The sequence below is a fragment of the Xanthomonas sp. D-36-1 genome, from assembly GCF_017746155.1.
Lineage (GTDB): Bacteria > Pseudomonadota > Gammaproteobacteria > Xanthomonadales > Xanthomonadaceae > Xanthomonas > Xanthomonas cissicola.
Map to the genome: position 1 here is coordinate 16,512 of NZ_JAGHWR010000008.1, position 13,643 is coordinate 30,154.

Consider the following 13,643-nt stretch of genomic DNA (forward strand, 5'->3'; position numbering starts at 1 on the left):
ATTGCACCAGGAACCTCGCCAAGGGTGGAAGGTTCCACGGCATCTGCGATGCAATCCCATGCGATGCGCAACAATCGTCTGGTACGCAAGCAATCTATCTGCCGTATCCACGTCAGGAGATATCCCGATGAAGTCATCCGCATCCGTCGATCCGGCCAGCCGCAGTGCGAGGACGCACTCGCCTGAGATCCAGGAGACAGAGCTCGCCATTGCCTCCACCTCTGCAACGGTCATCCCGCAATCTGCGCCTGATCCCGCACTCAGCCCACTTGGGCGCGCGCCCGTCAGGCGCAATAGCGGAACCACGTTAGGGGCGCTGCTAGCCAGGCCCGAGCAAGACGCACCGGCCCTCGCTCCGCCACCGGTCACCTCATCGACTGCAACCAAGGCGACGCTGGCACGGCTTCGTCAGCAGCTGGCCTCGGACAATGCACGCGCAATCGCACCGGACTTGGCGGCCGATCTGATCAGCAGGCTCAGGCCGATGAAATCGCCCGGCACCACGGGTGCGCAGGCACGCGCGGCCACGCATGCGGACCTGGTCAGCCGCATCAGCGAACACGATGTGAGCGATTGGTACAAGGCGCAGGGGCTGAACGAACACGACGTGGTCACCCTGCGGCGCACCGCACTGCTCTCCGGCCTGCCCAACCCGAGCGGCAGTTTCCTCACCAACGCCATGCAGTACATCGTCTCGCCGTGGATCAACTATGCGACACGCCAACCTTGGGCGGGCGCTGGGTTCGGCCTGGCGACCATGCTGGTCGCCGCACCTGTGAATGCCGGCCAACAATCGGCGGTTGTCAGCCTGTGCGAGTCGATTCGCGAACACGGCGCTCACGTCATCGTGCCGGACAAGAAGCAGATCAATGACAAGCACTGGCTCCCCGAACTGGCAAGCGCCCTCGAGGAAAAGATCGAAACGTTTGCCAACGCCTGCGACAGGTTTCGCGAGATCCAGCGTGATCCAAATTCCCCACATGCAGAACGCGCAGCGGCAGCCGAGGTCTTGCTGACAGCAGAGAAGGATCTGCACCAGGCCCAGCATGATTTCGTCATGACCCAGGGCGCGCACGATCGCCAGTGGCAAGGCAACCGCTGGCAGGCCATTCCACGCATCTTACGTTCGCCGGTCGCCAGCACGCTGGGGCTGCTCAGCAAGACAGGCGCGATGCGTGCGCTGTCGCCGACGGCGCAGACCGTTGGCGCGATGTTGATGACGGCTGCACAACATGTGGCCGCCGGTTTCGACGAGCAAGCCAAGCAGGAAGCCAACAACAAGCTCAACCTGTTGTACGCCGACGTACTGACCGCCGCAGGCAAGCAGAAGCTGGCCAGCGGCACGGCGGTCAGCGCAGAAGACATCAAGGCCGACAAACTACGCAGCCTGATCCAGTCGCCCACCCAAGCCCTGGTCAAGCGCGTCACCGCCGGGGTCGCCGAGCTGGAGAAGCTGCTGGCGGATGCGGTGACAGCAGAGGATGCGCAGCACGGCGCAATCACGGCAGACGACCGCGACATCGAGGCCGGCGACGCCAGCAAGGCAATGCAGGACCTGCGCTTGCTGCGCAACGACCTTGAGGCATTGCGTGAGGGCAGGCTCGACCAAATCGACCCGAACGGCACCGCATCCAAGCTGCTTATCGGTGCCGAAAAATCTGTGCTGTCGCAGCAGCTGTTCAACGATATCGCCAAGAAGTACAACTATCTCGAGTTCACCGCGCAAACCGCACAGCGCATCGGCCAGATGTTCCATCTGGTCTTCCTGGGCAGCGCCGCATCGTCGGTGATCAGCAAACTCGTTTCGGCCGCCCAGGGCGGGACCCGCAATGTTCCGGTCGCGCAAAGCCTGGCGGTGTCGGCGATATCCGGAGGCATGGCCACCGTTGGCGCCCTGAACCAGCACACCGCCATCACCATCAAGAACAACCGTCGCGAGGGAAGCACCGACATCGGGCTGGGCAAGCAGGTAAGCCGCGGCGTCATGGGCGCGATGCATGAAACGCTCTCCCAGCGCCGTGCGACCAAGGCCAGCAAGGCCATCAACGCCTTGTTGGAGGGCAATGACGTTGAAGCGCTGCTAGCAGCGGCAAGAGCGTTGCCTGCGCAGGAGGCAAGCGCCTCTTCCAGCCAGCCACAGGATCTGCCATCGACATCCAGGGCGGCACCACCGCGCCGGGAACATGTTTCGGCCCCGAGTAGCCCGAACCGATCGAGGCTGGGGCAGACGAACGACGAGATAACCCGGTCCAAGAGTGCTCGGAACTTGGGGGTGGAACTCCACGAGTTCGCGCGCATGGCCGGCAAACACTCCAAGGATTTGGTGTGAGGTGATCATCCGGCATGTTGCAGGGCCTTGCCTGCCTGCAACATGCCGCATGCCGTGCCCCGGGCGCGGGACGAAGGCATGGGTCAGCAAGCCTGACCACACGCACTGCCGGCATGCAGGCAGCGTGATCCCGATGCGGACTTTGTTCGAAAGATGCCGAGGGTTTTGAGTCGCCCGATTGTTCATCGCAGCGCATGTGCACGTCAGCGCTGTGTGCGAAGGCCGCTCGGCGATGGGCGTCACCCAGCCACGCAGTCGATGGACGCGACGTCATGCCCAGCACGAACAGCACGATGGCGATGATGATGCCCGCCCAGAACAGGAACTTGGCGATCCCCATCGCCGCGCCGGCCATGCGTGCGAAGCCAGCCGCCGCACCGGACGCGACCTTATCCATTGGCGATATCGTTTGACGATGGGTGTACGGCGTCCTCGGCGGCCGCGCTGGCGCGCGGATGACGAAGCGGACTCAGTGCCGGATCAGGACAGCATCAGGCCGAACATGCACACCGCTGCATCGTTCGCCTCGGCGCTGAACGACGCGAGATCGCCCCTATGAGCATCGGATCGTCGCCGCTCTGCCAAAGGCATCGATCCTCGGCCATCGTGCGGCTGGCGACCGCAGCCCAAGCGCGCAGACACCGCACGTGGCCGGCGAATGTGAGCGACATGTGTGCAAGGCAGGCTGCCAGTGGGCGACGCTCACGGCCTGCTCGCTGGGGCATGCGGAGTCTGGGGCCTCCCAACCCACATGGAATGCGTTCATGAAAACGATCAACGTCATCACTCTGGTGCTTCTTATCGTCGGCGGATTGAACTGGGGGCTGGTGGGCCTGTTCCAGTTCGATCTGGTTGCCGCACTGTTCGGCGGACAGGACGCGCTGCTGTCGCGTGTGGTCTACACGCTGGTGGGTGTCTCGGCGCTGTGGCAGCTGGTACCGCTGTTCCGCAACAACCATGGCACCGCCGAGCATCACACCAGCCCGCACGTGCGCAACAATCCGTAACCTCCTGCCCGCGGCAGGTCTTCGCACCTCGGCATGACGCCGGCGCACTGCGTCGGCGTCATGCCATGCCATGCGATGCATGCTTTGCGTCCGGGCGCGTGGTCGGCAAGAATCGCAGACACCTCCCTGCTGGCTGCCTTCATGCTCCTGCGCACTGTTGCTTCTGCCTGCCTGCTCGCCCTGCTGTTACCCGTAGCCGCCAACGCGGCTTACCGTAGCCCGCAACAGATTCTCGACAGCTCGCCGGCCAGCGCGTGGCGCGTGCTCGATCCGGACCGCACGCTGTACCTGGAGCTGGATGCCGGACGGGTCATCATCGAGTTGGCGCCGCAATTTGCGCCAGAGCACGTCGCCAACATTCGCACGCTGGCGCATGAGCGCTTCTGGGACGGGCTGAGCATCTACCGCTCGCAGGACAATTTCGTGGTGCAGTTCGGCGACCCCGATGGCGAGACGCCGGCCAAGGCCAAATCGCTCGGCTCGGCCAAGACGCATCTGCCGGCAGAATTCGAACGCGCATCGCAGGGCCTGGATTTCCAGCGCCTGCCCGATAGCGATGGCTGGGCGCCGCAGGTGGGCTTTGTCGACGGCTTCCCGGTCGGCCGCGACACGGCCACCGGCAAGACCTGGCTGGCGCACTGCTACGGCACCCTGGGCGCGGGCCGCAACAACGACGAAGACAGCAGCATCGGCGCCGAACTGTATGTGGTCACCGGGCAATCGCCGCGCCAGTTGGATCGCAACATCACCGTGGTCGGACGCGTGGTCAAGGGCATGGAATTGCTCAGCGTCACGCCACGCGGTCCCGACCCGATGGGCTTTTACGAAGACACCGCGCAACGCGCACCGATCCGCGCGATCCGGCTGGCCAGCGAAGTGCCTGCGCCCGAACGCACACCGCTGCAATTGCTGCGCACCGACAGCCAGACCTTCCGCGATGTGGTCGAAGCGCGCCGCAACCGCAAGGACGATTTCTACAAGCGCCCGGCCGGGCACATCGACCTGTGCAATGTGCCGTTGCCGGTGCGGGCGCCGCCTGCTGATTGAATCGGGAATAGGCAAAGCAGAACCGGTTCGGACATCTGCGGAACGACGAGCGCGCTCAGTCAGCGGGCGCGCTGGCTGAAGGCGACGCTGCCGAGGATCAGCACCGCGGCCACCAGCATGGTCCAGGTGAGCGGTTCGCCCAGCAGCGACCATGCCAGCAGCGCGCCGAACACCGGCACCAGATAGGTCACCGTGGACGCACGCGCCGGGCCGATGCGCTGGATCAGCCGGTAATACATCAAGAACGCCAGCCCCGTGCACACCACACCCAATGCGGTGGCGCAGGCCCACGCCACCGCCGGCACCGGCGTGGTCGGCCATTGCCACCACGCCAGTGGCGCCAGCAATAGCGCACTGCAGCCCAGGGTCGACGCCGCCGACGCAGCAGGCGGCAAATCGCCCATATGGCGCTTCACCAGGTTGTAGCCGATGCCATACAGCACCGAGGCAGTTGCGCCAGCCAGCGCTGCCGGCCCGACGCTCAAACCGGCGGATTTGCCGGTGGCCAGCACCAGCACGCCGATGAACCCCACCAGCAAAGCCAGTGCGCGACGCGTGCCGATCCGTTCGCCGAAAAAAAGGAAGGCGATCAGCGCAGTGAACAACACCGTCATCGCATTGCAGATCGCCCCGACTGCCGCCGGTGCGTGTTGCGCGCCCCAGGCGAACAGCAGGAACGGCAACGCCGAGTTGAGCACACCGATGGCCGCCAGCATCGGCCAGCGATGCAGCGGAAAACGTTCGCGCGCCAGCCACAGGAACGGCAGCAGCACCAATGCACCCAGCGCCAGGCGAATTTCCACCAGCACCACGGTGCCGAACTTGGGCGCGGCCACGCGCATGAACAGGAACGAGCAGCCCCAAACGACGCCCAAAAAGCCAAGCTCAAGCGGGGTGCGCCACTGGCGTGCTTCAAGCCCAGGCTGCGCCGACGATTGCGCGCTCATGGCCGTGCCCCCAAACCGTGCCATGCAGGAATGAAACGGCAGAAGACGGCAGCGGGCAGACAGGGAGACATGGCACGATCGTCGCGAAGGGATGACGCAGCATCGGTTGCCACCGTGGGCGCGACAAGCGCGTAGTATCGGGGCGAGCCACAAATCTCACTCATGCCTCGATGAATCTGCGCCCTACCCTGTTGCCCGCGTTGGGCGTGTTCGCCGCTGCCGCCCGCCACCAGAATTTCGCCCACGCCGCCGAAGAACTGCACCTTACCGCCAGCGCAGTCAGCCACCATGTGCGCAAGCTCGAAGCGCTGCTAGGTGCGACCTTGTTCCAACGGCTGCCACGCGGCGTCAAGCTCACCGCCGAAGGCCGCCAGCTGGCCGACGCCGCCACCGCCGCGCTGGCCGAGATCGCGGCGGTGGCCGGCAACCTGCATCCACGCGAAGACGCCATTCCACTGCGGGTCACCACGTTGCGGTCGTTGTCGTACTGCTGGTTATTGCCGCGGTTGCCGCGCTTTTGCCGCGCCTATCCGCATATCCGCATGGACCTGCAATCGGATACGGCCTTTTCGCGCTTCGAAGAAGGTGGCCCGGACCTGGGTATTCGTTATGGCCAAGGCGCTTGGCCCGGACTAACCTCGCATCATCTGATGGACGACGAGCTGTTCCCCGTAGCCTCGCCGTCGTTGCCGGAAGTGGCTGCACTGCGCACGCCGACGCAGATCGCGCAATTGCCGTTACTGACCGATATGTCGCCGCAGGGTTGGCGCGACTGGTTCCGCGCAGCCCAGGTCCGCGGTACCACCGTGCCGCCGATGCATACCTTCAACGACAGCACCGACGCGATGCGCGCTGCCGTGTATGGCCTGGGCGCGGTGCTGGCGCGCAAGCACATCGCCCAGCCCTACCTGCAACGTTACGAACTGGTACGCCTGCCCGGCCCCACGCTCAAGGCGCGTTACGCGTACTACATCGTGCACCCCAGCCACCGCGAGCTCAGCCCGGCCGCGGCATTGTTCATCGACTGGCTCAAGCGCGAAGCACAGGACGAACGCACCCCGATGCCTGCACTGCCTGCCGAACTGGTGGCGTTGCCGCCGAGCGAAGGCGTGCAGGAGCCGCGTACGCGGCGGCGTTTGCGGCAAGCATCGGCAGCGGAATGAAGGAAGCGGCAATCTGGCATTCGCTAAAAACGGGGCGATCCCGGGCGCTTCCCGGTGCTGGCACCACGCAGCGACGCCGATGTGCAGCAAGTGCAGATCGTACTGGACGCCGACGACAAACATCTGCGCTTCCGCTCGTCGGTTGCATTGCGTCGGGTCGGCACGCACGAGATCGCGCCGACCATGGCCACACCGGTGAGCTGCCGCAACTGGCCTGGCCGTGCCTACATGGGCTGCATGCATCATGCGCATCACCATGACGTCATGCCGACGATGCTGCGCGCCGCAGTAGGCCGCGTGTTGCATGCCGAACCCCTCACAAGCCAGGCATGGCCGGCATAGCCCGCGTGACGCAAGCAACGCACACCATCACCTCGTTTTGTCCTCGCGATGCCTAGGCTTGACGTCCCCAATCCACAGGACACTCCCATGCCTACCCTCCGCATGCGCATCACCGGCACCGACGACGACGCGCGTGCCATTGCCAATTTGCTGCAAAGCATCGACGGCATCGAGCACGTGGAAGAAGTGGACGATCTGATGCCGCATCTGGACGACGAAGATTCCAGCTCGGCCGGCCTGTCGGACGACGAAGGTCCGGGCAGCCACGAGTTCGAAGTGGAAGCCGGCAACGAGGCCACCGCGCAGAAGGTACGCGACGCGGTGCAGGAGCTGGCACTGCAGCTGGACGTGTTTGTGGAGTACGAAGTCGACGAAGGCTGAGCCAGGCTCAGCCGCCTTATCTGCGGCGATGGTGCCGCATTGCTGGATCGCGGGTGACGCCGTGACGCGTCCTGCTGCGATTGGGCATGCCGCCGCGCCTGTCGAGCGGCGTGCGACCAGCACCGACGACGCACGCCGCGTGCAATGACAAGTTGGATTTTCCCGCAGCTGCACGGCAGTGTCGCGCAGCTGCGGTGCCTCAGGACATCCGGCGCCGACGTACGCTCCAACGCCACGCCTGCAGCAACAACCAGCCGGCGATCAGTGCGACCGCGGCCACCGGCAACAGCGCCGCCACTGCGCGGATGACGAATGCCACGCTGCTGGAAAATACCTCGCCGAATTCGGCGGCGGCTTGTGTGATCTCGCCCCTGCCCTGCTCGCCACCGGTACTACGGAAATTGAGGGTCAGCAACTGCGTGCGCACCCGACGTTGCTGCTGCGCGGCCTGCTGTTGGGTCTGCTGCGCTTCGGCTTCGATCTCGGCCAGCCGCTTGGACAAGGCCAGCAGATCGGTCACCGCCAGATCGCGGCGCTGCTGCAATTCGAGCAGGCGCGCATGCTCTTTCTGCAGTCGCGCCTGCGCCAGGCTGGTGTCGGCGATCTGCTGCGCCAGATCTTCGGCCCGCGTGCTACGCGCGGCGACATCGCCACGCTGGCCGGCCAACTGCACCATGGGTTCGATCCCGTCCGGTGCCAGCCGTACGCTGACGCGTCCCGTGGGATCGCGCCCGCCTTCCTGCTCCACTGCCAGCAAGGCGCAATCGCCGAACTGCGCGCCCTGGCAGGCAGTGCGTATCGCGGCGATGCGCTGACCGATCTGGTCGGCAGGCAGCTCGATACGCACATCGTGCTCGTAGGCCAAGGCATTGCCCTGCGCGGCGGGCGGTGCCGGCGCCGCAGCGCCGCCGTCGGCCGCCATCTCTGCGGGATGCTTTGCACACCCGCACACTGCCCATCCCAGCAGCATCGCGGTGGCATACCGCTGCATGGCGCAGATCATCGGCTGGCTCCGTCGACTGCATGCACCTGCAGCCCGGCAAGATCCAGCGCCGGCAGGCAATGCACATTGATCGCGACGCCCATTGCGCCGGTCTTGGGGTTGAGGCTTTCGCTACCGGGTGCGATCCCGCACTGCCGGCAATCGTGGCGATCGATGTGGTGCTGATGGAAGCGGTAACTGCCGACAGCTTCCGGCGCGGCCTGAAGCAGCCGCTGCGTACGCGCGCCGAACCAGGACAAACCGCCGCGGCGGCGGCACAGCGAACAGCTGCAGTCGTAGACCTCGGCGATGGGCGCTTCGGTCTGCAGATCGAACGCGATGCGTCCGCAATGACGGCTACCGGCGTAGTGCATGTGATCCTCCTTGGCACAGGCCACCGTGCGGGTGGCAAGCATGGTGTTGCGTGTAGGCGCAGCCTGGGGAGCGAGGCTGCGCCCGGGAACCGGAGTGTACGAGCGATCGCACCCACAACGTGCAGCCGTGGTGCGCCCCGGGCGATTGGCACCGCTGGCCGGCCGGCAGGATAGGGGCAGCCACCCACGCATGGTGAGCATCCATTAGGGAAGGCGGAGGGCGCGCAGGCGCCGAAGGTGCAAGCGGCACAGCGGGTCCCAAGCATCGGCCGCGCCCGCCTGGCGGTGAGCGCCGTCGACTTATTGGCTGCCCTACACCAATGGCGGATGCGCCCGCGCGCGCAGATGCCTATGCTGGCGGTTTGATTCCACCAGGACCCACGATGCGTCAACGCCTGCTTGTCCTCGCCCTGCTCACCGGCCTCAGCGCCTGCCAGCAACAGCCCCAATCACCGCGTGCCGATACGACCGCGCCTGCCGCCCCTGAAGCACAGACCCCGGATGCGCGCTTTGCCGCATTATCCAAACAAGCGCTGGACACCTGGATGCAGCTGTCGCCGGTGACCGCCACCCAGACCGGCGACCACCGCTTCGATGCGCAGATCGACGACCTGAGCGCGAGCGGCCGTCAGCGCAGCCTGGACGCGGGCAAGAAGCTGCTGGCCACCCTGGATGCGATCGAGGTGACCAAGCTGTCGCGCGAGAACCAGGTGGATGCGGCGATTTTGCGCAACCAGCTGCAATCGGAGATCTGGAACACCGAGGTGCTGCAAAGCTGGGCCTGGGACCCGCAGGTCTACAACGGCCTGGCCGGCAGCGCACTGTACAGCCTGATGGCGCGCGAATTCGCGCCGCTGCCCGAGCGCCTGACCGCAGCAACACAGCGCATGGAAAAGATCCCGAGCATCTTTGCGCAGGCACGCGAGAACCTGGACCCGGCGCGCGTGCCGAAGATCCATGCCGAAACGGTGGCCAAGCAGAACAAGGGCATCCTGAGCATCGTCGACAGCTTCATCGCGCCCAACATCAGCCAGCTTGGCCCGATCGAGGCGGCGCGCGCCCAGGCGGCCATCGACAACCTGCGCAAGGCAGTGGCCGAGCAGCAGACCTGGCTGGACACCGTGCTGGTGCCCAATGCCAAGGGCGACTTCCGCATCGGTGCGGAAAAATACGACCAGAAGCTGAAATTCGCGCTGCTGTCGTCGCTGTCGCGTGCCGACATCAAGCAGCGTGCCGAGTCCGAGCTCAAGCGCGTACGCGGCGAAATGTATGGCATTGCGCGCACGGTGCTCAAGGACACGCCTGGCGCTCCCAAGCTGCCCGAGTCGCCCGACGACGACCAACAGCAGGCGGCGATCGAAGCGGCCCTGGAACTGGCGTATGCCGACAAGCCGGCGCGCGACAAGGTGGTGGACGCGGCCACGGCAGCGCTGGCGCAATCGACCGAATTCGTGCGTCAGAAGGATTTGATGACGCTGCCCGATTCGCCGGTGGACATCATCCTGATGCCGGAATTCCAGCGTGGCGTGGCGGTCGCGTATTGCGACTCGCCCGGCCCGCTCGACAAGAACCTCAAGACGTTCTACGCGGTGTCGCCGATTCCCGACGATTGGAACGACAAGCAGGTGGATTCGTTCCTGCGCGAATACAACACCCGCATGATCCAGCTACTCAGCATCCACGAGGGCACGCCGGGCCACTACCTGGAAGGCTGGCACTCGGCCAAGTTCCCCTCCACGCTGCGCGCGGTGCTGCGTTCTGGCATGTTCGCCGAAGGCTGGGCGGTGTACACCGAGCGCATGATGCAGGAGCAGGGCTACCTGGATAACGACCCGCTGTTCCATCTGGTGCAACTCAAGTTCTACCTGCGCACCATTGCCAACGCCATTCTCGACCAAGGCGTGCATGTGGACGGCTGGGATCGCGACAAGGCGATGCACCTGATGACCCACGACACCTTCCAGCAGGAAAGCGAAGCCTCGGGCAAGTGGGTGCGTGCGCAGCTCTCCTCCGCGCAGCTCCCGACCTACTTCGTGGGCGTGCAGGAACATCTGGACACCCGCAAGGCGGTACAGGACAAGCTCGGCGATAAGTTCAACCTGAAGGCCTATCACGACAAGATGCTGTCGTACGGTGCCCCACCGGTACGCTTCGCACGCGAACTGATGCTGGATCAGCCGATCGAGTGATTGCTCCTTCTCCCGCGCGCGGGAGAAGGTGCCCGCAGGGGCGGATGAGGGGGCGCCTGGCGAAGGTGTGACCACCTGCCATGTCAAACGCGTCGCTACGCGCCTTCGGAATGACACGGCAGGCGGCTTCGCCCCTGCCCTCCCCCAAACCCCTCTCCCGCACGCGGGAGAGGGGCTACGGTCGCGCCGTGCTCGCGCACAGTTTTCAATCACGCATCCGCCGCAACAAATCCACCGGTCTGCCGCGCCCACAATCGCGCATACAGGCCGCCATGTGCGATGAGCTGCGCATGCGTGCCTGTCTCGACAATCCTGCCGGCATCCATCACCACCAGTCGATCCATGCGCGCGATGGTCGAAAGACGGTGCGCGATCGCGATCACGGTCTTGTTGCCCATCAGCGCATCCAGGCTGTCCTGGATGGCGGCCTCCACTTCCGAATCCAGCGCAGAGGTGGCTTCGTCCAGAATCAGGATCGGCGCGTCCTTCAGCAACACCCGCGCAATGGCGATGCGCTGACGCTGGCCGCCGGACAGCTTGACCCCGCGCTCGCCCACATGCGCATCGAAACCGCGGCGGCCTTCGCCGTCGATCAGCGTGTCGATGAAGCTGTCGGCGCGGGCCTTGCGTACGGCGTCGAGAAGTTGCGCCTCGCTGGCCTGCGGCCGCCCGTACAGCAGGTTATCGCGGATCGAACGATGCAATAGCGAGGTGTCCTGCGTCACCAGGCCGATCTGTCCACGCAGGCTTTCCTGCGTCACGGTTGCGATGTCCTGCCCGTCGATCAGGATGCGGCCCTGCTCCAGGTCGTACAGCCGCAGCAACACATTGACCAGGGTGGATTTGCCGGCACCGGACGGCCCGACCAGGCCGATCTTCTCGCCGGCACGCACCTGCAGATCCAGCCCGGCGATCACCCCACCGCGCTTGCCGTAATGGAAATGGATGTGCTCGAACTGCACCTGCCCCTGGGTTACCTGCAGCGGCACCGCATCCGCGGCATCCTGCACCTGCACCGGTTGGGAGATGGTCTGCATGCCGTCCTGCACGGTGCCGATGTCCTCGAAGATGCCGTTGACTGTCCACATGATCCAGCCGGACATGTTGTGGATGCGGATCACCAGGCCGGTCGCCAAGGTGATCGCGCCCACGCTGATCTGGCCGCGGCTCCACAACCACAGCGCCAGCGCGCAGGTGCCCACGATCAGGAAGCCGTTCGCCACTGCGATGGCGGTATCCATGGCGGTGGTCACCCGGGTCTGCCCGCGGTGCTTCACTGCCAGCTCGTCGATGGCATCGCGCACATACGCCTGTTCGCGGCCGGCATGGGCGAACAACTTGAGTGTGGAAATATTGGTATAGCCATCGACGATGCGGCCGGTCGCCTTGGAGCGCGCGTCCGATGCCATCCATGCGCGCGCCTTCATGCGGGGCACGAAGAACGCCATCAGCGCGACGTACACCACCAGCCAGAGCAGCAGCGGCGCCATCAGCCAGGGGTCTGCCTGCGCGAACAGCCACAGTGCGCTGCCGGTGTAGACCACGATGTACCACAGCGCATCCACCATCTGCACGGCCGACTCGCGCAGCGAGGTGCCGGTCTGCATCACCCGGTTGGCGATGCGCCCGGCAAAATCGTTGTTGAAGAAGCCAAGGCTCTGGCGCACCACGTAGTTGTGCATCAGCCAGCGCGAACGGTTGCTCAGCCCCGGCACGATCGCCTGATTGACCAGCAGATTGTGCAGGCCGGTGAAAAGCGGCCTTGCCACCAGCGTGATCACCGCCATCCAGATCAGTTCGCCCGCATGCTGCCGGAAGAAGTCGGGCCCCGGCTTGCCGGCAAGCATGTCGACGATGCGGCCGAGGAAGTCGAACATCGCCACTTCCACCAGCGCAAGCAGCAGCCCGGCGATCAAGGTGGCCAGCAGGATCGGCCACAACGGCCGCAGATAATGCAGATAAAAGCGCCACACGCTGCGTGGCGGCATCTCCCGCTCGATGGGCGGGAAAATATCGATCAGGGACTCGAACCAGCGGAACATTGCGCAGACTTCAAAAACACCGGGAGCCCAGGCTAGCCGATCGGGCGTCAAGCCGCAGTGGCGCTGGTCGGCACGCGCGGCCTGATCGGGCCACGCAAGGCGTCAACGCCCTGGCGACGAGAACTATAGAGACGAGGTTTGCAGCGCCTGCGCACATGAGGCGCCCACCGCTGTCACTCGCGCACGCGCGCAAGCAAACGATTGACCTCTGCCAGATCGACATGCCCGGGCTCGAAGCGCCCACCCAAGGTTGCCAATTCCTGCACATGCTGCGGGTGGTCCGGGTCGGCGATGATGCGCATCACCGCCTGATAATCGGCAATGCCGCCACTGCTATCGGGCGGGCAGGCATTGGCGCCGTCCACGCAGCGCGCCACGCGCAGTCCGGCATCGGCCGGCAACAGCGCTTCCACTTGCAGGCGATGCTGCCAGCCAGGGCCGGCGCCGTAGAAGTAATCGAAGCCTTCAAGCTCGCCCACCGCGCTTTCCAGCGTGACACGCCCGGCATGCTTGAGCCGGGGGCGCTCGGGCACATCCAGTCCGGATTCGCCGTAACGCCCGCCGCCGAGGTCGAACTCGTACGGATGCGCGCCATTCCAGCCCATCACCGGCTGCAACACGCGATGCAAGGTGGCCAGGCGTACTGCGCCCGACACCAGCAGGCGCCGCCAGATCAACGGCGCACTGCCGGTCAATGCCACATGCAGTTGATACACCGGCGCAGGTGACTGCAGCGCTTGCTGAGCGGATCTCTTTTTTGCCTTGGCCATCGTGTCGTGCATTCGTCTGCCTGTCACCAGTATGGCGTGCCAGGCTGGCGAATGCAGACGCTGTTTAGAT

The 13,643-nt window shown here is 65.2% G+C and carries 12 protein-coding genes and 1 pseudogene; 7 read left to right on the forward strand and 6 right to left on the reverse strand.

Annotation, left to right across the window (positions count from 1 at the left end; all coding sequences use genetic code 11):
- Window positions 1–127 precede the first annotated feature (127 nt).
- A complete protein-coding gene (gene xopN, locus J7367_RS02735; RefSeq protein WP_057659871.1) occupies window positions 128–2,329 on the forward strand; it encodes a type III secretion system effector XopN in 2,202 nt (733 codons plus the stop codon).
- A gap of 268 nt (window positions 2,330–2,597) precedes the next feature.
- Here xopN and J7367_RS02740 read toward each other — a convergent pair.
- Window positions 2,598–2,702 (reverse strand): annotated as a pseudogene (locus tag J7367_RS02740) (DUF1328 domain-containing protein); the annotation flags it as partial.
- A gap of 391 nt (window positions 2,703–3,093) precedes the next feature.
- Between J7367_RS02740 and J7367_RS02745 the strand changes: the two are divergent.
- Together J7367_RS02745 and J7367_RS02750 are read left to right on the forward strand one after the other, a co-directional pair.
- Window positions 3,094–3,336 (forward strand): DUF378 domain-containing protein, encoded by a 243-nt coding sequence (locus J7367_RS02745; protein WP_017157139.1) that lies wholly within the window; start codon window positions 3,094–3,096, stop codon window positions 3,334–3,336.
- Window positions 3,337–3,411: 75 nt separating this feature from the next.
- Entirely contained in the window at window positions 3,412–4,383 is a 972-nt protein-coding gene (locus tag J7367_RS02750; protein WP_057659969.1) for a peptidylprolyl isomerase, read from the forward strand.
- A 59-nt stretch (window positions 4,384–4,442) separates the two neighbouring features.
- Here the strand turns inward: J7367_RS02750 and J7367_RS02755 are convergent, their stop codons facing one another.
- Window positions 4,443–5,330 carry a DMT family transporter gene (locus J7367_RS02755; protein WP_057659873.1) on the reverse strand — a complete coding sequence of 296 codons (888 nt, stop codon included), beginning with the start codon at window positions 5,328–5,330 and terminating at the stop codon, window positions 4,443–4,445.
- Between the two features lie 170 nt (window positions 5,331–5,500).
- Here J7367_RS02755 and J7367_RS02760 point away from each other — a divergent pair, with 170 nt between their 5' ends.
- From J7367_RS02760 to J7367_RS02770, 3 genes are all read left to right on the forward strand, one after another.
- Window positions 5,501–6,493, forward strand: a complete 993-nt coding sequence (locus J7367_RS02760; protein ID WP_057659876.1) for a LysR substrate-binding domain-containing protein — start codon at window positions 5,501–5,503, stop codon at window positions 6,491–6,493.
- Window positions 6,494–6,583: 90 nt separating this feature from the next.
- A complete protein-coding gene (locus J7367_RS02765; protein WP_057659971.1) occupies window positions 6,584–6,835 on the forward strand; it encodes a DUF2867 domain-containing protein in 252 nt (83 codons plus the stop codon).
- Between the two features lie 87 nt (window positions 6,836–6,922).
- Entirely contained in the window at window positions 6,923–7,216 is a 294-nt protein-coding gene (locus J7367_RS02770; protein ID WP_005912915.1) for a hypothetical protein, read from the forward strand.
- Between the two features lie 199 nt (window positions 7,217–7,415).
- Here J7367_RS02770 and J7367_RS02775 read toward each other — a convergent pair whose 3' ends face one another.
- Both J7367_RS02775 and J7367_RS02780 read right to left on the reverse strand, forming a co-directional pair.
- Window positions 7,416–8,219: a DUF4349 domain-containing protein gene (locus J7367_RS02775; protein ID WP_057659878.1), complete on the reverse strand. Its 804-nt coding sequence runs from the start codon at window positions 8,217–8,219 to the stop codon at window positions 7,416–7,418.
- Window positions 8,216–8,614, reverse strand: a complete 399-nt coding sequence (locus tag J7367_RS02780) for a GFA family protein (RefSeq protein WP_057659880.1) — start codon at window positions 8,612–8,614, stop codon at window positions 8,216–8,218. Before J7367_RS02780 ends, J7367_RS02775 begins: the two co-directional genes overlap by 4 nt.
- 341 nt (window positions 8,615–8,955) lie before the next feature.
- On the opposite strand from J7367_RS02780, the gene J7367_RS02785 reads away from it, so the two are divergent.
- On the forward strand, window positions 8,956–10,761 hold the full coding sequence (locus J7367_RS02785) for a DUF885 domain-containing protein (protein WP_057659973.1): 1,806 nt from the start codon (window positions 8,956–8,958) through the stop codon (window positions 10,759–10,761).
- Window positions 10,762–10,970: 209 nt separating this feature from the next.
- On the opposite strand, the gene J7367_RS02790 is transcribed toward J7367_RS02785, so the two are convergent.
- Window positions 10,971–12,803, reverse strand: coding sequence for an ABC transporter ATP-binding protein (locus tag J7367_RS02790; protein ID WP_057659882.1), 1,833 nt, complete (start codon window positions 12,801–12,803; stop codon window positions 10,971–10,973).
- 173 nt (window positions 12,804–12,976) lie between these two features.
- The gene (locus tag J7367_RS02795; RefSeq protein WP_057659975.1) at window positions 12,977–13,573 is read right to left on the reverse strand and encodes a plasmid pRiA4b ORF-3 family protein; all 597 of its coding nucleotides are present in this window, start codon (window positions 13,571–13,573) and stop codon (window positions 12,977–12,979) included.
- Between the last annotated feature and the right edge of the window lie 70 nt (window positions 13,574–13,643).